Source organism: Allocellulophaga tsushimaensis, from assembly GCF_055383085.1.
In genome coordinates, this window is record NZ_AP039451.1 from 4,372,909 (window position 1) to 4,392,332 (window position 19,424).

A 19,424-nucleotide genomic window follows, 5' to 3' on the forward strand; every position below is an offset into this window, starting at 1 on the left:
AGGTTAGACAGCACAAATTAGTGCCCTAAAAAACAACTTATGTTCATGATAGAATTATCAAAAAAAAGAATTTTAAAAATAGCTATCGCAATACAATTCTTTTGTATTCCAATTTTAGTTTTAAATTCTTGTACTAAAACTCAAAAACCTGAACAAAAACCAAATATTATATACATTATGGCAGATGACCATACCACACAGGCTTTTGGAATATACAATAGCAGATTGGCATCTTTAAACCCAAGCCCAACTTTAGATAAATTAGCAAATGAAGGCATCATATTTGATCATTGTTTTGTAAATAACGCCATCTGCGTACCGAGCAGGGCCGCCATCATTACAGGGCAGCGAGCACAAACTAACGGAGTATTAGATCTTGAAGGGGCTATTGCACCAGAAAAGCAATACTTACCTAAAGAAATGAAAAAACTAGGATACCAAACAGCATTAATAGGCAAATGGCATTTACACGATGAACCCGATGAATTTGATTATTACAAAGTATTACCTGTTCAAGGAAAGTATTTTAATCCTGAATTTAGAATTAGAGGAGAAAAATCATGGCCCAAAAATATAGTCAAAACCAATGGGCACTCCAGCGATATGATTACTGACATTTCATTAGATTGGTTAAAAACAAAAAGAGATCCAGATAAGCCTTTCTTTTTGATGCATCATTTTAAAGCGCCTCATGATGATTTTGAAAACGCGCCACGATACGACGCTTATTTAAAAGACACTTTTATTCCTGAGCCAGAAAGTTTGTACAACAATCAAAACAATGGCTCTATCGCTACCAGAGGTCTAAACGATTCTTTAACGCGTGTATTAGGGTCTTCTGTATCGCATAGAAATTTAATCCGAAATCAGGCAATGAATATCTATACAAAAGATTCTAGTATTTATAAAAAATATAGAGAAGCCAATAATATTAATGCAAATGAATTGGTAAAATGGAAAATGTCTCCAGAAGAAAAAGAATACACCAGTAAAACCTATCAAGATTATTTAAAAAGATATTTGCGATGTGTAAAAGGGGTAGATGATAATGTAAAACGTTTGTTAGATTACTTAGATGCTGAAGGTTTATTAGACAATACCATTATAGTATATACTGGCGACCAAGGCTTTATGCTTGGTGAACATGACTATATAGACAAAAGATGGATGTATGATGAAGCCATGCGCATGCCATTTTTTATACGATATCCAAAAAAAATAAAAGCGGGTACACGCACAGATGCTATTATAAATAACACTGACTTTGCTCCTACTCTAATTGAACTTGCAGGTGGTACCGCTCCAGATTATATGCAAGGGAAAAGTTTTAAAACTATTCTAGAAACAGGAGAAGAACCAGAAAACTGGCAGCAAGCAACTTATTACAGATATTGGATGCATTTAGCACATAAACATCAAAACCCTGCTCATTTTGGAATCCGTACCAAAGACTATAAGTTAGTATTTTTTTACGGTAAGTATTGGGTAGACACCGATGATCCAGATGCCGAATGGAATACAAATAGTTGGGGAAATGATTTTACAAACCATACTCCTGTTGCATGGGAATTTTATGATTTAAAAAAAGATCCTAAAGAAATGAATAATGCCTATAATAATCCTAATTATAAGCAAACTATAGCTGAGCTAAAAACGCAGCTTATAAAAATGAGGGAAGATTTAAATGAGACAGACAAAAATTATCCGCATATTCAAAAAGTAATTGATGCGCATTGGAATGATTAGTATTTTTTAATTACTTATTTTTTTAGTGATTACATCTTCAAAAACAGAAGCTTTTCGCTTGTCATTTTCTCTTGTATGTATGGTTAATGTATTGATCTGTAATTTATCTATATGTCTTGCAAATATTCCATAAGCGGGTAAAATTTTAAAAAAACTAAACTCTGGATATTTCTCCTCATCTTCTGCCACAGTAACCAAAGTATCTTCTTCATTGCCTCCACCGGCAACAGTAAGCTGTATGTTATCCAAACTAATTTTTCCGATTCGATGATTAGGCGTACCAGTGATTAAAATTCCGGAAGGTGGATTTACTCTAGACTCAGATAAATTCCTAGTAGAAGCTTTTATGTTAGAGATATAGATATTGTTTATAGTTCCTGTAGTTTGTTTAGGAGCTCCTCTGTATGTTCTAAGTCGTTCTCCCAAGCGAATAAAAATAGGCATATCTGTATTTTTTATTTCAATATCAGAAATTTCAATATCATAAATATGTGCACCGTCTACACTAAGTATTTTTATCCCTCCACCTTTAGTATCTTCAATTTTGCAATTTTTTATATGGATATCATAAAAATCGCCCATAGATTCTGTTCCAAATTTAAGAGCTCCCCATTCGCTTTTAAGTGTACAATTAGTAATGCTAATAGCATACGTTGGTAATGGACTTGTTGTTTTAAAACAAATAGCATCATCTCCGGTATCTATGGTACAATTCTTTATGCTTGTATTATAACTAGAATCTAAATCTATACCATCGTTATTATGATTTGCATGACTGTAAATTGTAATACCTTTCACTTCTATGTCGTGAGATTGATAAAAATGACATGTCCAAGCCCCAGGCTGTTTCAGTACAACATCTTTAAGTGTAATATTTGAGCTTTGTACAAAACGTAATAAGAAAGGACGGTTGGTTCCAAATGTAGTATCTGTATCAGCAATACCTAGAGCTTTCTTTTTAGCTTGTATAGCATCATAACTAAAAGCTGCTCCATTGCCATCAATTGTACCTTTTCCTATAATTCCGATATGGTGGGCATCTATAGCGCCAATTAAACAATTTCCCCTTTCTTGACCCGTTGCATCAACAAAAGTATCTATACTTTTATAATCTAATGGATTTGTGCTTCCTAAAAGCTGTCCCCTTTTTTTGATATGCAGGATTACCTTATCTTTTAATAAAAGTGTTCCTGTAACAAAATTACCTCTAGGAATAATAACCTTGCCTCCTCCATTTTTAAAGCAGGTATTAATTGCATTTTGTATGGCAGTAGTATTTAAGGTACTGCCATCACCAACAGCTCCATAATCTGTAATATTATAGGTTTGCGCACTAAGAGCTAATGTGACTAGGAAAAGACATAATGCACCACAATATTTTAGCATTTTCTATAATTGAAATACTTTTTCCATTTCAATCCATTTTTCACCGTCTTTTGCCCAAGGGAGCCCTTGTTGGTATTTCCACATTAATTGCTCCCATTCTTGGACTTTAGGATTGTTAGCATCCATTTCGGCCTTTTTATTAGGATCAAAAGTTTCATCACATTCCATAATCATAAACATCCGATTACCAGAAAGGTAAATTTGCATATCTATGATACCAGCATCTTTAATACTTGCTGTTATTTCGGGCCATGCATTTCCAGGCGCATGGTATTCTTTATATTCTGCAATTAGTTTTAGATCGTCTTTTAAATCACAGGTAAGACAAAATCTTTTTGTTTTAGACATCTTTTTAAGCATTAGGTTTTGAGGTAATATATCCATAAAGAGCTACAACTCCTAAACATATTAATGGTAGGATATAAGAAAAATTAACTTCTGGAACTCCTGCAATTAAAGTATCTGCTAAACCAGGGCCATCTATATCCAAAATCAATGCTTGTAATAGCGGCATAACAGCTCCACCTACAATAGCCATTACCAAACCTGCAGATCCTATTTTAGCTTCATCTCCCATATCTTTTAAAGCTATTCCGTAAATTGTTGGGAACATAATAGACATAAATAAAGATATTGCCACTAAAGCAAATAAGCCCGCCATTCCAGGTAAAAACATAGCTCCTGCACAACAAATAATACCACCAAGACCAAAATACATTAAAAGTTTAGATGGATTAACTTTCTTCATTAAAGCAGTACCAATCCATCTTCCTATTAAGAACGAACACATTGCTCCTACTTGCCACCAAGAAGCAGTTAATTCTGTTCCTAAAGCAATATTTAAATTATCTACATATTGATAAATATAAGTCCAACACATAATTTGTGCACCAACATAAAATGCTTGTGCAACAACTCCTAATGGATATCTTTTATTAGCAAATAATTTCTTCACTGCTTCACCAAGTGGCATTTTATCTTCATCAGAAGTTTTTGGCATTTTAGTTTTTAAGATAATCAGTAAAATAATTACCACAAGAATACCAAGACCTATATATGGATAGCTAATAATACCTAAATCGTTTTCCCTAACAGCTGCAGTCTCTTCTGACGTTAAAGCAGCATATGCTTCTGCTGTATAGTCATCTGATCGTAAGGCATCAATAATAATAAATTGTGCTAAAAAGATTCCGGTTAAAGACCCAATAGGATTAAATGCTTGTGCTAGATTTAATCTTTGTGTTGCTGTTTCTTTAGCTCCTAAAGCTAGTACTAATGGGTTTGATGTAGTTTCTAGAAAAGCTAAACCACATGTAATAATATATAATGATACTAAAAAATAGGTGTATTCTTCATATTCAGCAGCTGGATAGAAAAGAAAAGCTCCAATAGCGTATAATACTAGACCTAAAATAATTCCAGATTTGTAACTATATTTTCTTATAAATAAAGCTGCAGGTATAGCCATAGAGGCATAACCAATATAAAAAGCAAACTGTACTAATGATGCTTGCATGTTAGATAGCTCTGGCATTACTTTTTTAAAGGCAGATACCATTGGGTTTGTTAAATCATTAGCGATACCCCATAAAGCAAATAGAGAAGTAATAATGATAAAAGGCGCCAAGAGTTGTTTTGAAACTACTGGTATTTTCTTAGTATCCATAAATATTGATTTTAAAGTTAGTTGGTTTTCATTATGTTATAAAAATACCTTCTATACTTATGTTAGAAGGATAAATATGTGTTTTATTCAGTAAGTAATGATCTGTCTAGATTAACATACCCCCCATCTACAGTGATAAATTGTCCTGTAGTATGTGATGATTTATCGGAGATGGTAAATAAACATTGATCTGCTATTTCTTGTGGAGTTGTCATTCTATTCCCTAATGGAATTTTACTTTCTATGGCTTTCTTTTTTTCCTCTCCATTCTCCAGAGTATCTAACCATGTTTGATATGCTGGTGTCATACTTTCTGCAATTATAATGGCATTGCTACGGATTCCATCTTTAATAAGATCTACTGCCCACTCTCTAGTTAGCCCAAGAACACCACCTTTAGAGGCAGCATAACCAGAAGTACCTCCTTGCCCTGTTAAACCTACTTTAGAGCCAATATTAAGAATATTTCCTTTCACCTTTTTTAGCATGGGTAAACAATATTTTGTCATTGCAAAAAAGCTTACCATATTTAATTTTATAGACCACATAAAATCTTCCATAGAGGCATCTAAACCTGCACCATCATTTACGCCTACATTATTTATAAGCGCATCTACTCTTCCATATTTTTTTTCAATGACTTCTGCAGCTGCTTTTATTTGCACATGATCTGATAAATCTGTTTTTACGAAAATAGAATCAATACCACGATCTTGAAGTTCTTTTGCATAGCCAATACCTCTATCATTTCTACATACAATTACAGGAACAGCTCCTTCGTTTGCTAGTGCTTGTACTATAGTTTCTCCTATACTCCCTTTTACACCTGCAGCTCCTGTTACAATTACAATTTTATCTTTTAATCCTAAATCCATCTTAATCTATATTTTTATTCTTGCTGTTATAAGTTATAAAATGCAATGGCATTTTGCCCCATAATTGCTTTTTGTTCTGTTTCACTTAAGTCTTTTATAAAAGTAGTTACAATATCCTTTACTTGGCCATAATTTCCTGCTACATTGCAAACAGGCCAGTCAGAACCAAATAATAAACGGTCCGTTCCAAAAGCTTCTAATACTAAATCCATGTAAGGGTGTAATTGCGCTGTAGTCCAGTTTTTATAATCTGCTTCTGTAATCATCCCAGAAACTTTACAGTATACATTCTTATGTTTTGCTATTTCTTTCATTAAAGTTGCCCAGCCTTCAAAATAACCATCTTTTATATAAGGTTTTGCGATATGATCTATAACAAATTTCTGGTTTGGAAACTGTTTTACGAATTCTAATGTAGCCCCCAACTGATGCGGAAATATTAAAATATCATACACAAAGTTATATTTTTCTAAATACGAAATACCCTTTGTAAAATTAGAACGCAGTAAAAAATTATGATCTGGCTCTCCTTGCACTACATGTCTAAAACCTTTTACAATATTATAATCACTATATTTCTCTAAATCAGATCCTATATTTCCACCACGTAAATCTACCCATCCTACAATACCTTTAATAAAACTATACTTTTCAGCTAAGTCTATCAAAAAATCGGTTTCCTTTAAAGTTTGGTCTGCTTGCACCGCTACACAACCATCTATATTATTTTCAGCGTATATTTTTTGTAAATCATTTGGCATAAAATCCCTACGTATCAACGCCATTTCATCATCTATCCATGCATGTTTTACAGGTTCGTATTGCCAAAAATGTTGGTGTGCATCTATATTCAATCTATTATCTTTTAAATTATATATTTATTGCGATATATTAACTTTTATTACTGTAGCCATTTCATCTATCGTTTTTGATGGCGCTTTTAATTTAAGACCCTCTTCTGTTAATTCCCAATCTATTTTTTCATTACTTCCTAAAAAAGAAACACTTTCTATACTAGGTTCGTCCAAAATATTTTTCTTTGCAAAAGACTCTAAAAGCATCTCTTTGTTAGATTCTACAGCTCCTAAAACAATTCCATAAATGGTATAGTCTTTAGTAGTATACCTAATATCTTTATTAGAATATTTTAACTTTATAAAAGCCTTGTGGTTTCCAAAATGCCCTTTTGGTTCTTTTGTTGGCCCTTCTCCAAAGGTATACCAAGCTTCTGTATCATAGATGGCTTCTCCGTATTTTTTAAGCCATCCCCCCATTTTTAACAAACCATCTTTCTGGTTCTCAGGAATAGTCCCATCTGCTTTGGGTGATACATTTAATAATAAAACCCCATTTTTACTTGTAATATCTACAAGCATATGCAAAATATCTTCTGCTGGTTTTACCCCCAAATTTTCGGTATAACACCAACTCCCATCGCTAATAGTAGCATCTGTCATCCATGTTTTTGTGCCTATTACATTTTTACGTGCTTGTTCTAAATCATCAACACTTAATGATAAAGGCAAATCGTGTTGTTTTCTTCCTAAAACAACTTCTTGTCCTTTTTTATCCGCTTCATTTAAATAATAAGCCACAAATTCTTTTCTATATTTTTCAGGGATATCACCTAAAACATAATCGAACCAAACAATATCTGGGTTGTATTTATCTACTACTTCTTTCAACTTAGCCATCCATATTTCTTTGTACCATTTTTCTGGTTCCATATTACCATAAAGCATTTGTAATTCTGGATCATCAGAAGTTGGAGGCATTCCTTCAAAATTAGGGAAATGACTTGTTGATACTTCTTTTCCTAATTCTGTACTTCTTTGCAAGTTTTTAGAATGATGAAATGTGGTTATTAATTTCATTCCTCTTTTCCGTATAGCTGTTGCAATTTCTCCTGTAACATCTCTTTTTGGCCCCTTATCCATAGCATTCCATGGAGTTACATCACTATCCCACATAGCAAAACCATCATGATGTTCTGCAACCGGACCTGCAAACTGTGCTCCTGCATCCTCAAATAGTTGTGCCCATTCGTCTGCATTAAACTTTTCTGCCTTAAACATTGGTATAAAATCATGGTATCCAAATTCTGATAGTTCACCATATTTTTCTACATGATGTTTATACACTTTATTATCCTTAAAATGCATATAACGAGGATACCACTCACTATAAAATGCTGGAACTGAATATGGACCCCAATGAAAGTAAATTCCTAATTTTGAATTTTTAAACCATTCTGGAGATTCGTTATGCTTTCCTAAAGACGCCCAATCTTCTGTATATTTTTTTTCTTTTTTTACTTCTGAATTATTTTCAGCTATAATTTTATCTTCTTTTTTTTCTTCGCAACTAAGAAATAGAGAAGTTAATACTAGACATAAAATAAGCTTAGCGTTTAATTTTTTCATACGAGTCCCTTTATATAATAGTTTCTTTAAGAGAATGATGGATTCCCTTATTTTCAATATTCAAGATATTTTGAGATACACTAGCAACTAGTCCATTTATTTGGGTTAAATCTTCTTTCCAAATAGAAGTGTTTGCTAATATCGTTTCTACTAAATCCTGAATAGTTATTGTTTTTGCCTCTACTGCTTTCCATTGTAATGAAAAGAAATCTAGTACCGATTGATCATCTTTTAAGTCGATTTCTTCTCCATTAAACGAACCTTTGTAAAAACGAATTAATGCAGAAAGTCCAAAAACAATATGTTTTGGGAGTTGTCCGTCAATTGCATAATAATCTTTTAAAGTAGGTAGTAAACGTGCAACAAATTTAGAAGTGCTATTTAATGAAATACTGATGAGCTGGTGTTTTAACTGAGGATTTCTAAACCTATCTAAAACGTCTTGTACAAACTTATGCGTTATTTCATCAGAAAAATTGAGTGTTTTTATGGTTTCTTTCATCAAAAGTGATGCTACATAGCTACTAATCACCTCATCTTTCATCGCTTCTTTTACTAATCTAATTCCTCCTAAATAGCCTACAGGAACCATTGATGTATGCGCTCCATTAAGAATTCTAACTTTCATTTCTCTGTACGAAACCAAATCATCTACAAATTCTACATTTAGGTTTGTTTGTGCAAAAGGAAGTTCTTTTTGTACGATATCTGCACCTTGTATCACCCAACTATGATAATATTCTCCTGCTACTAATAGCTGATCTTCAAAGCCCATTTCTCCTTGAATAGCATCTGCTCTATCAGACGGATAACCAGAAACAATACGATCTACCAGCGTACTACAAAAATGATTGGCGGAATGAATCCATGCTATAAAATCCTCACTTAAATTCCACTGCTTTGCATAGGCTATAATAGCCGTTTTTAAGGCTTCTCCATTATTTTCGATTAACTCGCAAGGCAATAGAATACATCCTTTTGTAGCAGCTCCTTTAAAATGATTAAAACGATGGTGTAACCAAATCGTTAGCTTAGCAGGAAACTCTTTTGGTGGATGATCTTCTAAATTGTCTTCAGTATTAAATTTAATGCCGGCTTCAGTAGTATTTGAAACAATAAAACGTAACTCTGGGTTTTCCGCTAATTTTAAATAGGCATCCCATTCAATATAGGGTTGTATTACCTGCTGTACACAATCTACAACAGTCTTTTCAGCTACTAATTCGCCATCTTTTATCCCGTCCAGAACTACAGTAAATAAACCTTCTTGTTCTTTTAATGCTACATAATCTCCTCTTTCTGTAGGCTTTACTACTACTACACCTCCATTAAAATTAGTTTCTTCATTGAGTACATGAATCATCCAATCTACAAAGGCTCTCAGAAAATTTCCTCCTCCAAATTGCATTACTTTTAATGGCAATGCTTTTCTATCTATTCTTGTGGTTCTATTTAGTTTTTGCATTCTGCTTTACTGTGTTCTATTGCTATTAAGGATAATCCCTTAAAATTATTTTTCTTATAAAGAAATCCCTCTTTTCCAAGGAATAAAATCGTTCTGATTATTTATTTCTGCTTTTGCTACTTTTTCGCCGCTGGCGACCTGTATTAATTCCTCTAAAACTTTCTCGCCCATGGTAATTATAGAATCTTCTCCTGTTATTACGGTACCAGAATTAATATCAATAATATCTTCCATTCGCTTGGAAAGGATATGGTTACTAGACATTTTTAGTACTGGGGCGATTGGGTTACCTGTTGGTGTTCCTAAACCAGTTGTAAAAACAATTAAATTACAACCGCTTCCTGCCAGACCTGTAGTGCTTTCTACATCATTCCCTGGGGTGCATAATAAGTTTAAACCTGGTTTTTCTACTTTTTCTGTATAATCTAAAACAGCAGTTACGGGAGAGGTTCCTCCTTTTTTTGCAGCTCCTGCAGATTTTATAGCATCTGTTATTAAGCCATCTTTAATATTACCTGGTGATGGGTTATTCTCAAAACCTGAACCTACTTCAACAGCTCTTTGTGCATAGGTTTTCATTAATGTAGCAAACTTTTCTGCATCGTTTTTTTCTACACATCTATTAATCAATTCTTGCTCTACTCCATTTAATTCTGGAAATTCTGCCAATACTGGGGAGCCACCTAATGCGGTTAATAAATCTGATGCATAGCCTAAAGCCGGGTTTGCAGATATTCCAGAAAAGCCATCGGAACCACCACATTCTAGTCCTAAAACTAATTTACTTAAAGGTGCTGGTTTTCTTTCTACTTTATTCGCTTCAACTAAGCCTACAAAAGTTTGCTTAACAGCTGTTTCTATGAAATTCCGCTCACTACCAATTTTTTGTTGCTCTAAATAATATATGGGTTTGCTAAAATTTGGATCTTTTTTAGCAATGGCATCTTGTAGCATTTGTATTTGTGCATTCTGGCATCCTAAACTAAATATGGTTGCGCCTGCAACATTGGCATTTGTAATATAGCCTGCTAATAAATTGCATAAAGTTTCCGCATCTTGTCTAATTCCTCCGCAACCGCCATCGTGCTTTAAAAACTTAATGCCGTCTACATTTGCAAATAGCCTATTTTTCGCAACTTCTTCTTTAGTGTGTACTATAGGTGTTTCTAATAATTCTTCTGTAGTAGAACCATTTTTATAGGCTTCAACTAATTTTAAGGTATCTACAGAAAAATCTTTATTGGTTTGATAACCCAATGCATCTAACAATGCATCACGTGCTACATCTACATTTCTATTTTCACAAAAAACTAAAGGTATTACCAGCCAATAATTACGGGTACCTATTTGCCCATCAGCTCTGTGATACCCATTAAAAGTTCTGTTCTTATATTTAGATATATCTGGCGCTGTCCAATGATAAGCTTCTTGCTCAGGATTATAAGCAGCTGAAGCATGTACAATATTTTCTGTAGTAATAGCGGTTCCTTTTTTTATAGGTTGAACTGCTTTACCTACCAATACCCCGTACATAATAATAGGATCGCCAACACTAAAATCTTGTAAAGAAAATTTATGCTTTTGTTTGATGTCTTCTTGCAAACTAAAATGTTCTCCTGCAACATCAATTAAAGTATCTTTCGCTAATTTTTGTATTGCTACAATGATATTGTCTTTTGCATCTATTTGTGCATAAGGTTTAACCATATTTCCTTGCTTTTTACGCTTGTATTTTAATTATAACACCTTTTTAAAAATCTACGGTTGCTTTAATTACTCCCGTTTCTGGCTTTGTCCAACTATCAAAATTAGAAATCATATCTGTATAAGGTACATTATGAGTAATAAAAGAATCTGTTGGAAATTCATTTAAAACATTTATAACATGCTCAAAATCTTCAGTTGTTGCATTTCTGCTACACATTATAGTAGTTTCTTTTGCATGAATTTTAGGATGTGTAAAGATGAGTTCTCCTTTAGAAAGTCCTACTAATACATACCTACCGCCATGCGCCATATAATCTGGCCCTGTTTCTAGTGCTCCTTTAAAGCCTGTAGCATCAAATACTGCTGTAGCCATATCACCATTTGTAATTTCTGCCACTTTATCAACAGGATTATCATTTACATTTATTACAAAATCGGCACCTATCTCATCTTTAGCATAAGCTAATCTGCCATCATTTACATCTAGCGCTATTACTTTAGCTCCTGCTATTTGTGCAAGTTTTATCATTCCAATACCAATAGGGCCGCAACCAACTACAACTACTGTTTCGCCTTTTTGCACATTAGCTCTACGGATAGCATGTGCCCCAATAGCTAATGGCTCTACAATAGCCATTTCGTCATACGATAAATTATTTGCTGGTAATAATAAATCTTGTCTAACCGTTATATACTCTTGCATACCACCGTCCGAATGTACTCCTAATACACTAATATTAGAACAGCAATTTGTTTTGCCATACCTACAAGCAATACAAGTACCACAACTTATATAGGGCATAATAACAACTTTATCTCCAGCTTTTAACCCTCTTTCGTTAGTTCCTATTTCTACAATTTCTGAAGCCAATTCATGTCCTAAAATTCTTGGATAGGTAAAAAAGGCTTGATTACCAGAATATGCATGTAAATCTGTACCGCAAATACCCACTTTTTTTACTCTTAAAAGCGCTTCTCCTTCTTTTCTAATGGGTTGTTCTTTTTCCTTTAATTCAAAAAGACCAGGCTTTTCACAAACAATATATTTCATTCCGTGCTATATTTTATAAATATAAATACGTGCATCTCTGTAAAAGATACACGTATTTTAAATTTTATACTTGATCAATGAGTGAATCAAATGTGATTGTTTCACCGAAAACTAAATAATTTTTATAATTGTATTTCTATGACGTGGGCATGCTCGCCAGATTTTTCTCCTAATCCGCTAACAACTAATGCATCTTTATTTTGTTTAATGCTAAGTGTAGCATCACTACCTAAAAGTTTAGCTGATTTAATTGTAATCTCTTCAGCGTATTCACTGTCATTACCTAAAGATTTAATAGCTACTTCTCCATTTTCTGGCCAAGCCATCATAATAGCATATAGTTTATCATCCTTATGAGTAAAACGAATATCTTGACCTGTAAATGCTTTATTTCCTCCTTCTGAGTGATGTCCTTTTCCTACTTCTGTTGGTCCTTCTCCAAAAGTATTCCAATATTTAGTGTCGTAAATAGCCTTTCCATTAACATCTAACCAAGCCCCTATTTGTAATAATATTTCTTTTTGATCATCTGGAATAGTACCATCTGCCTTTGGGCCTACATTTAATAAAAGGTTTCCATTTTTTGAAACAATATCAACCAAATCATCAATCAATTGATTTGCCGTTTTAGACTCCCAATTGGTAACATGACACCAAGAGTTTTTACCGATTGATGTATCTGTTTGCCATGGTAATTTACGAATACCAGGCAATTTACCTCTTTCTAAATCATAAATTACCGATCCTTCAGGAAATGCATCATGGTCGAAGTTTTTATCTTGTAAAACAACTTCTTTACCCCACTCAAGGCCTTTATTGTAGTAATAAGCAGCTAATTTGGGTCTGTATTCTTTAAAGGCCGGCATATCTAACATAAAATCGAACCATAAAATATCTGGTTGATAGTTATCTATTAAATCCTTAGTCCTTTTCCACCATTGTTCTTTAAATTCTTCTGACACAGGTTCTTTAGGATCTTTTCCTTTTTTAGAATATAAATCAGCATATTGGGGATCTGTAGTATCAAAATGATCTTTTTTATTGTAGAAAGACCAGTTAAAAGCGTAATGAGAAGATGCTCCCATGATTAAACCTGCTTTACGTCCTTCTTTCATTAGTTCCCCTAGTACATCTACTTTAGGCCCCATATCAGCGGCATTCCATCTTGTTGTATTAGATTTATACATTGCAAAACCATCATGATGATCAGCTACAGGAACTACATATTTTGCACCTGATTTTTTAAACAAATCAATCCACTCAGCCGCATTAAATTTTTCTGCTTTAAACATAGGGATAAAGTCTTTATAACCAAATTCTTTAGGATTCCCGTAGTTTTCCATATGGTGTAAATATTCAACAGTAGCACCAGGTTTTTCTACTTTTAAAGTAGCACTCAACCTATTTTCATCCATATACATGTTTCTAGGATACCATTCTGAACCAAAAGCCGGTACAGCATAGGCGCCCCAGTGAATAAAAATTCCAAATTTCTTTTGATTAAACCATTCTGGATCTTTATAGTTTTTTTGAATAGATTCCCAATTTGGTTCGTAAACAGCCGCTATTTGAGGCGTTTCTTTTGTTTCAACTTTCTTTTCCTCTCCACAAGAAACAGATAAAAGCAAACATGATAATACGAATAAGAGTTTAGTTTTTTGCATTATAGTTAATTTAAGTAAATGTTGGTTACACGATCATATTATGATATTGCTAATGTCTAAAATTTACTTATCGTTAAGTTTGCTATATGTTCCTTTTAATAGAACAAATGGTTATTTTATCGAAAAACCTTTATTTTCAGTCAACTATCGTAAATTTATGTGATGCTAAAATTCAAAAAACTAATATTGATTCGTTTTTTATGTTATAAAACCATATAGCTTTGTAGTTTCATATTAAGAATCGCAATTATGATTAAAATAAAAAACACATTTTTAGTATTCATTTTAATAGTAGCATTGTTTTATTGTAGGAATACAAAACAGGTTGAAGAGCAAAAAAATCCTGAACAAGCATTTACCTTAGATTGGAGTGCTCTAAAAGAACATAAAACTCCAGATTGGTTTCTTGATGCAAAGTTTGGTATTTATTGTCATTGGGGGCCATACTCTGTTCCAGCCTACAAAAATGAATGGTATTCGCACTATATGTATATTGAAGGAACTGAAGAGAGAACATATCATGAGAAAACGTATGGTGATTTATCTGAGTTTGGTTACAAAGACTTTATCCCCATGTTTACAGCGGAGAAGTTTAATGCAGACGAGTGGGCCAAGCTCTTTAAAGATGCTGGTGCAAAATTTGGAGGCCCTGTAAGTGAACATGCAGATGGTTTTGCCATGTGGGATAGCGATTTAACGACTTGGGATGCGATGGACAAAGGCCCTAAAAGAGATATTGTTGGTGAAATGGCAGTTGCTCTTCGTAAGCAAAACCTAAAATTTATTGCTACCTATCACAGACATTGGATGTACGCTTGGTTCCCTACTTGGGATGAGACTGTAGACGCCAGTAACCCTCAGTATAGTGGTTTATATGGTCCTAAGGTTCCCGAAAATACTTTTGTAATGGCAGATATCCCTACCAAGCCATTGCCAGACGCAGCTTTTAATAAAGAATGGTTAGACAGGCTAAAAGAACTAGTAGATAAGTATGAGCCAGATTTAGTATGGTTTGATAATAAAATGGATATTATTGATGAGCAATCCCGGAAAGAATTTCTAACGTATTATTATAATGCAGCAGTAGCTCAAAATAGAGAAGTGGTAGCGACTTATAAGTTTACAGATTTTGCAGTTGGTTCTGCCGTTATAGACGTAGAACGCGCAAGAATGAGTGAAGGTAAAGAATTTCCTTGGCTTACAGACGATTCTATAGATTGGAAATCTTGGAGTGATATAAAAGATCCAGATTACAAATCTACCAACCGCCTTATTGATGCATTGGTAGATATTGTAAGTAAAAATGGAAACCTACTCTTAAACATTACGCCTAAAGCAAATGGAGAGATACCGCAAAGGGTGAAAGATCGATTATTAGAAATGGGTGATTGGCTTAAGATTAATGGAGAAGCTATTTACGGTACTAGACCATGGAAAATATATGGTGAAGGGCCTGCTAAAGTTGTAGAAGGCCATTTAAGTGAACGCTTTAATGATCCTAATACAGAGAAAGATATTAGATATACTACTAAAGGAGAAACGCTTTATGCTACTGTTTTAGGATGGCCAAAAGACACAATTATTTTACCCGCTTTAGCTACAAATAAAAACTTATACCAGAAAAAAGTAAAATCTGTTCAATTATTAGGTAGTGATGTTCAATTAGATTTTAAAATGACCTCGGAAGGATTACTGATTATACCTCCTAAAGAAAAAAAAGGCAACCATGCTTTTGTTTTTAAAATTGAAGGAGAATAAAATTGTTGATTCTTTTTTGTTTGTTGATTCGTTTATTTGTGTTATTCATTTATAAATAGACTGATAGACTCAGTAAAGCAAAAAAACCTAAACCCTATAAAAAATCTAAATCGTCGGTTAGATTTCCCTAAAGAAATCAAACTAATAAACACTTAAACGATTAAACCAGCTAAGCAATTAAACATTTTTCACTAAACCCCTAAACTAACGAAGTGAATAAACGGATAAACTTTTTGGGTAATTCTCTTTCCACATATACCCTTTCATTGGTTATAGGATGTACAAACTCTAATGAAAAAGCATGCAGATATAATCCTTTTCCTTTTAAAACAAGACCTTCCTTGCCGTAATCAGCATCTCCTAATATAGGATTCCCTATCGCATATAAATGCTTACGCAACTGATGCCTTCTACCAGTTTGTGGGGATAATTTAACTAGGTTTAAATACTGAAATCGTTTAGAAACTACCGATTTTTGTACTTCATATAAAGATATTGCGTCCTTACCGTCAATAGGTTCATCAATTTCTCCTTTTAATTCCATTTTACCAATAGTAACCGCTTTATAGGTTTTCACAACTGCTCTATGTTCAAACATCTTATTTAAAGCTACTATACTCGTACTTGTTTTTCCTATCATTAAAAGTCCAGTCGTCTGATAATCCAAACGATGTACTGGCCTTGGTTGTACTGCATCTGGTTGCAGGCTTGGTTTTAAATTCTGGTTTAAAGCATTCGCTATAGTTTTAAAAGAATTACCACTTACTAAAATTCCTGCTGGTTTGTGTATAATAGCGAGATAATCATCCTCATAAACCACATCTAAGTTTAAATGAATTGGCTTATGTTTTATACTAGTCCTAGTATGATGATAAATGATGGTCTCGCCTCCTTTAATATATTGTGCTGTTGTGGTCAGTTTTCCATCAACTTCAATCTGCATTCTCTTGATGGCTTTTTTTAAAGCAGATTTGGTTAAAATTGTTGTAAAAATACCTATTCCGTAGTCTTGCAAACGGATTGGGTTTTGCTGTGGAGGAACTTTATGGGTTTCTATAATACTTTTAGTTTATTGGGTTTTATTATGATCTAGGCACTACTACTAATCTAATATTTTACTTATATTAAAGTATACATCGTTTTTAAATTGATCCTAATTCTAAAAAACTACAATAAAAACTATTCTATCCTCCAATAGTAATCATACTTCTATTAGCATCATGTGCATCAGTATCTTTAAACTTTTCCAGTGTATCCATTCCATTTCTAATTTTCTTTTTAGAAAGTACTAGTTTTTGAATTACTGGAGCAATAGATTTTCCTGTTCGTAAAGGAGTAAGCAAATCCGATTCTCCTGTAGAAAACAAACAATTTTTTAATTGCCCATTTGCCGTAAGTCGTATTCTATTGCAACTATCACAAAACGGATTGGTCACAGAGCTAATGATTGCAAAAGTACCTTTATAGCCCTTTATTTGATAATTTTTAGCGGTATCGTTAGGTGCATCAGTTAAACGCACTACTTCATTAGTTTTATATTCTATGTAGGTTTCTTTTAAAATTTCTTCTAGAGACACCAATTTTTCCATATTCCATTTATTGCCATCAAAAGGCATAAATTCTATAAATCGAATATGCAATGGATACGCCTTACTAAGTTTAATAAAGTCTATAATTTCATTATCATTAAAGTCTTTCATTAAAACACAGTTTATTTTAACAATAAAACCTTCTTTAACCAGTAATAAAATATTATTGTAAACTCTTTCAAAATAATTACGGCGGGTAATACTTGTATTTTTAGCTTCGCTTAAAGAATCTAAACTCACATTTAATTTTTTAATACCACAGGCTTTAAACACATCAATAAATTTATCTACTAAAATCCCATTGGTTGTTAAAGTAAGTTCAACTGGCAAGCTTGCTAATTTTTCTATAATCAGTTTCGCATCTTTCCGAACTAATGGCTCACCTCCTGTTAGTCTAATTTTAGTAACACCATGCGCTACAAACTCTTTAGCTATCGTAAAAATTTCTTCATAGGTCATAATATTTGCCTTAGGAGATAATTGTATCCCATCGGCTGGCATACAATAGGTACATCTAAGATTACAACGCTCGGTGAGCGAAATTCTTAGGTAGTTATGTTCTCTACCAAAAGTGTCTGTTAATATATTATTTGGTTTCTCCATTAGTCGTGTCTTGCGCCTTTTAATATTCTAAAAACATGGAGTACTGACGGAAAAATAGCATCCATAGATTCTTTTGCTCCTTTGGTAGAGCCTGGTAATGCTAACACCAAGGTGTTTTTTATAGTTCCTGCTACACTTCTAGATAGCATGGCATAGGGCATACGATCTTGTCCGTATTTACGAATTGCCTCTTCTATTCCAGGAATTGTTCTGTCTAATAAAGGTTGTAAAGCTTCTGGTGTAACATCCCTTCCAGATAAACCTGTTCCTCCTGTATAGATAATTAAATCTGCTCCATTAGCTTGATAATAATTTGCCTTTTCTTGAATAGTAGCTACTTCATCCGGAATAATAATATAATCCATAAGCGTAACTTCGCATTCTTCTAGTTTCGCCATAATAGCCTTCCCTGCTCTGTCTTCTTTTTCTCCTGCGGATATAGAATCTGAACATACAATTACAGCAGCTTTTAAACCTTTTCTAAATTTATCTTGATAACTAGACTTCCCTCCGGTTTTCTCCAACAATTTAATCTGATGAATTTCGATGCCTTTATCTATCGGTTTTAGCATATCGTACATATTTAGCACCACAACACTAGCCCCATGCATTGCTTCTACTTCTACTCCTGTTTTATAAATGGTTTTTATAGTGACTAAAACTTTAATTTCTAGCCCATTAATTTCATAAGAAATCCCAGTATATTCTATAGGCAATGGATGGCAATCTGGTAATAACTCTGGCGTTTTTTTAACCCCCAATAACCCAGCAGCCTTACTCATTGAAAAAACATCACCTTTAGGTACTTTTTTTTCTTCTATAGCTTTTATAGTATCTGCAGAGCTCACCTTTACAATTGCTTGTGCCGTTGCTACTCGTAGTGTATTATTTTTATGAGTGATATCTACCATTGTATTTGGTTCTCTTTAGTTGTTGTTGTGTGTTTGTTTAATCATTTATTCGTGTGCCTGTTTTTTGTCAATATGTTTAACTGTATTGATTGATATGATTGTTTAATTATTTATTCGTTGATACGTAAATATGATTAAACAAATAACCGATTACACAGTTTTAAAATCACTTCCATTAAACGATTAAACATATTTAAACAGTTACATCATTCAATTTCTTAGTTGTGATTTTCTAAGTGCATTTAATTTGTTAGCAATTTTTTCAATTTCTACTCTTATCTGATCGTATTCTTTTTGATTCATAAAATCTAACTCATACCCTATAATAACCTGATTTAAAACTTCCATTAAAGAACTATATGCTATAGTCATAAAACGAGCTTTATCTTTATTAGTACTTCTAGATGTTCCTTCTGCAATATTTGATGCTACAGAAACCATTGCTCTCCGTAATTGACTTGTTAAACCAAACCGCTCGTCTTTAGGAAACTTCTTAGTAACCGAGTAGATCAACTTAATTAACTCTTTAGCATCAACCCAAACATTTAATTTTTCAAAAGAAAACAAGTATGGCATATTT

16 protein-coding genes are annotated in these 19,424 nt (G+C 33.3%); 2 read left to right on the plus strand and 14 right to left on the minus strand.

Annotated elements, in window-relative coordinates:
- Positions 1–45: 45 nt before the first annotated feature.
- Positions 46–1,746 carry a sulfatase family protein gene (locus ACZ451_RS18770; protein WP_464214950.1) on the plus strand — a complete coding sequence of 567 codons (1,701 nt, stop codon included), beginning with the start codon at positions 46–48 and terminating at the stop codon, positions 1,744–1,746.
- A 6-nt stretch (positions 1,747–1,752) separates the two neighbouring features.
- Here the strand turns inward: ACZ451_RS18770 and ACZ451_RS18775 are convergent, their stop codons facing one another.
- From ACZ451_RS18775 to ACZ451_RS18820, 10 genes are all read right to left on the minus strand, one after another.
- Complete coding sequence (locus ACZ451_RS18775; RefSeq protein ID WP_464214951.1) at positions 1,753–3,132, minus strand: glycoside hydrolase family 28 protein; 1,380 nt, start codon at positions 3,130–3,132, stop codon at positions 1,753–1,755.
- A 3-nt stretch (positions 3,133–3,135) separates the two neighbouring features.
- Positions 3,136–3,480 (minus strand): L-rhamnose mutarotase, encoded by a 345-nt coding sequence (locus tag ACZ451_RS18780; RefSeq protein ID WP_464214952.1) that lies wholly within the window; start codon positions 3,478–3,480, stop codon positions 3,136–3,138.
- Positions 3,481–3,484: 4 nt separating this feature from the next.
- Positions 3,485–4,798 carry an L-fucose:H+ symporter permease gene (gene fucP, locus ACZ451_RS18785; protein WP_464214953.1) on the minus strand — a complete coding sequence of 438 codons (1,314 nt, stop codon included), beginning with the start codon at positions 4,796–4,798 and terminating at the stop codon, positions 3,485–3,487.
- A gap of 83 nt (positions 4,799–4,881) precedes the next feature.
- Entirely contained in the window at positions 4,882–5,673 is a 792-nt protein-coding gene (locus tag ACZ451_RS18790) for an SDR family oxidoreductase (protein WP_464214954.1), read from the minus strand.
- A 26-nt stretch (positions 5,674–5,699) separates the two neighbouring features.
- Positions 5,700–6,527 carry an amidohydrolase family protein gene (locus ACZ451_RS18795; protein WP_464214955.1) on the minus strand — a complete coding sequence of 276 codons (828 nt, stop codon included), beginning with the start codon at positions 6,525–6,527 and terminating at the stop codon, positions 5,700–5,702.
- A gap of 24 nt (positions 6,528–6,551) precedes the next feature.
- A complete protein-coding gene (locus ACZ451_RS18800) occupies positions 6,552–8,096 on the minus strand; it encodes an alpha-L-fucosidase (protein ID WP_464214956.1) in 1,545 nt (514 codons plus the stop codon).
- Between the two features lie 10 nt (positions 8,097–8,106).
- A complete protein-coding gene (locus ACZ451_RS18805; RefSeq protein ID WP_464214957.1) occupies positions 8,107–9,561 on the minus strand; it encodes a tagaturonate reductase in 1,455 nt (484 codons plus the stop codon).
- 54 nt (positions 9,562–9,615) lie between these two features.
- Positions 9,616–11,268 carry a UxaA family hydrolase gene (locus ACZ451_RS18810; RefSeq protein WP_464214958.1) on the minus strand — a complete coding sequence of 551 codons (1,653 nt, stop codon included), beginning with the start codon at positions 11,266–11,268 and terminating at the stop codon, positions 9,616–9,618.
- Positions 11,269–11,311: 43 nt separating this feature from the next.
- Entirely contained in the window at positions 11,312–12,319 is a 1,008-nt protein-coding gene (locus tag ACZ451_RS18815) for a zinc-binding alcohol dehydrogenase family protein (RefSeq protein WP_464214959.1), read from the minus strand.
- A 122-nt stretch (positions 12,320–12,441) separates the two neighbouring features.
- Positions 12,442–13,983 carry an alpha-L-fucosidase gene (locus tag ACZ451_RS18820; protein ID WP_464214960.1) on the minus strand — a complete coding sequence of 514 codons (1,542 nt, stop codon included), beginning with the start codon at positions 13,981–13,983 and terminating at the stop codon, positions 12,442–12,444.
- Positions 13,984–14,232: 249 nt separating this feature from the next.
- On the opposite strand from ACZ451_RS18820, the gene ACZ451_RS18825 reads away from it, so the two are divergent.
- Positions 14,233–15,741, plus strand: a complete 1,509-nt coding sequence (locus ACZ451_RS18825) for an alpha-L-fucosidase (RefSeq protein ID WP_464214961.1) — start codon at positions 14,233–14,235, stop codon at positions 15,739–15,741.
- Between the two features lie 199 nt (positions 15,742–15,940).
- Here ACZ451_RS18825 and ACZ451_RS18830 read toward each other — a convergent pair whose 3' ends face one another.
- The 4 genes from ACZ451_RS18830 to ACZ451_RS18845 all read right to left on the minus strand — a co-directional run bounded on the left by ACZ451_RS18830 (position 15,941) and on the right by ACZ451_RS18845 (position 19,420).
- Positions 15,941–16,756: an RluA family pseudouridine synthase gene (locus tag ACZ451_RS18830; RefSeq protein ID WP_464214962.1), complete on the minus strand. Its 816-nt coding sequence runs from the start codon at positions 16,754–16,756 to the stop codon at positions 15,941–15,943.
- A 169-nt stretch (positions 16,757–16,925) separates the two neighbouring features.
- Positions 16,926–17,933, minus strand: coding sequence for a GTP 3',8-cyclase MoaA (gene moaA / locus ACZ451_RS18835; protein ID WP_464214963.1), 1,008 nt, complete (start codon positions 17,931–17,933; stop codon positions 16,926–16,928).
- Positions 17,933–18,844 (minus strand): bifunctional molybdenum cofactor biosynthesis protein MoaC/MoaB, encoded by a 912-nt coding sequence (gene moaCB / locus ACZ451_RS18840; RefSeq protein WP_464214964.1) that lies wholly within the window; start codon positions 18,842–18,844, stop codon positions 17,933–17,935. The genes moaA and moaCB overlap by 1 nt, the downstream gene beginning before the upstream one ends.
- A gap of 210 nt (positions 18,845–19,054) precedes the next feature.
- Positions 19,055–19,420 carry a four helix bundle protein gene (locus tag ACZ451_RS18845; protein ID WP_464214965.1) on the minus strand — a complete coding sequence of 122 codons (366 nt, stop codon included), beginning with the start codon at positions 19,418–19,420 and terminating at the stop codon, positions 19,055–19,057.
- Positions 19,421–19,424: the final 4 nt, after the last annotated feature.

Excerpts from the sequence above, each read along its gene's own strand:
- ACZ451_RS18770 (WP_464214950.1), top strand. The coding sequence starts at position 46 with ATGATAGAATTATCAAAAAAAAGAATTTTAAAAATAGCTATCGCAATA.
- ACZ451_RS18775 (WP_464214951.1), bottom strand. The coding sequence starts at position 3,132 with ATGCTAAAATATTGTGGTGCATTATGTCTTTTCCTAGTCACATTAGCT.
- ACZ451_RS18780 (WP_464214952.1), bottom strand. The coding sequence starts at position 3,480 with ATGTCTAAAACAAAAAGATTTTGTCTTACCTGTGATTTAAAAGACGAT.
- fucP (WP_464214953.1), bottom strand. The coding sequence starts at position 4,798 with ATGGATACTAAGAAAATACCAGTAGTTTCAAAACAACTCTTGGCGCCT.
- ACZ451_RS18790 (WP_464214954.1), bottom strand. The coding sequence starts at position 5,673 with ATGGATTTAGGATTAAAAGATAAAATTGTAATTGTAACAGGAGCTGCA.
- ACZ451_RS18800 (WP_464214956.1), bottom strand. The coding sequence starts at position 8,096 with ATGAAAAAATTAAACGCTAAGCTTATTTTATGTCTAGTATTAACTTCT.
- ACZ451_RS18805 (WP_464214957.1), bottom strand. The coding sequence starts at position 9,561 with ATGCAAAAACTAAATAGAACCACAAGAATAGATAGAAAAGCATTGCCA.
- ACZ451_RS18810 (WP_464214958.1), bottom strand. The coding sequence starts at position 11,268 with ATGGTTAAACCTTATGCACAAATAGATGCAAAAGACAATATCATTGTA.
- ACZ451_RS18815 (WP_464214959.1), bottom strand. The coding sequence starts at position 12,319 with ATGAAATATATTGTTTGTGAAAAGCCTGGTCTTTTTGAATTAAAGGAA.
- ACZ451_RS18820 (WP_464214960.1), bottom strand. The coding sequence starts at position 13,983 with ATGCAAAAAACTAAACTCTTATTCGTATTATCATGTTTGCTTTTATCT.
- ACZ451_RS18825 (WP_464214961.1), top strand. The coding sequence starts at position 14,233 with ATGATTAAAATAAAAAACACATTTTTAGTATTCATTTTAATAGTAGCA.
- moaA (WP_464214963.1), bottom strand. The coding sequence starts at position 17,933 with ATGGAGAAACCAAATAATATATTAACAGACACTTTTGGTAGAGAACAT.
- moaCB (WP_464214964.1), bottom strand. The coding sequence starts at position 18,844 with ATGGTAGATATCACTCATAAAAATAATACACTACGAGTAGCAACGGCA.
- ACZ451_RS18845 (WP_464214965.1), bottom strand. The coding sequence starts at position 19,420 with ATGCCATACTTGTTTTCTTTTGAAAAATTAAATGTTTGGGTTGATGCT.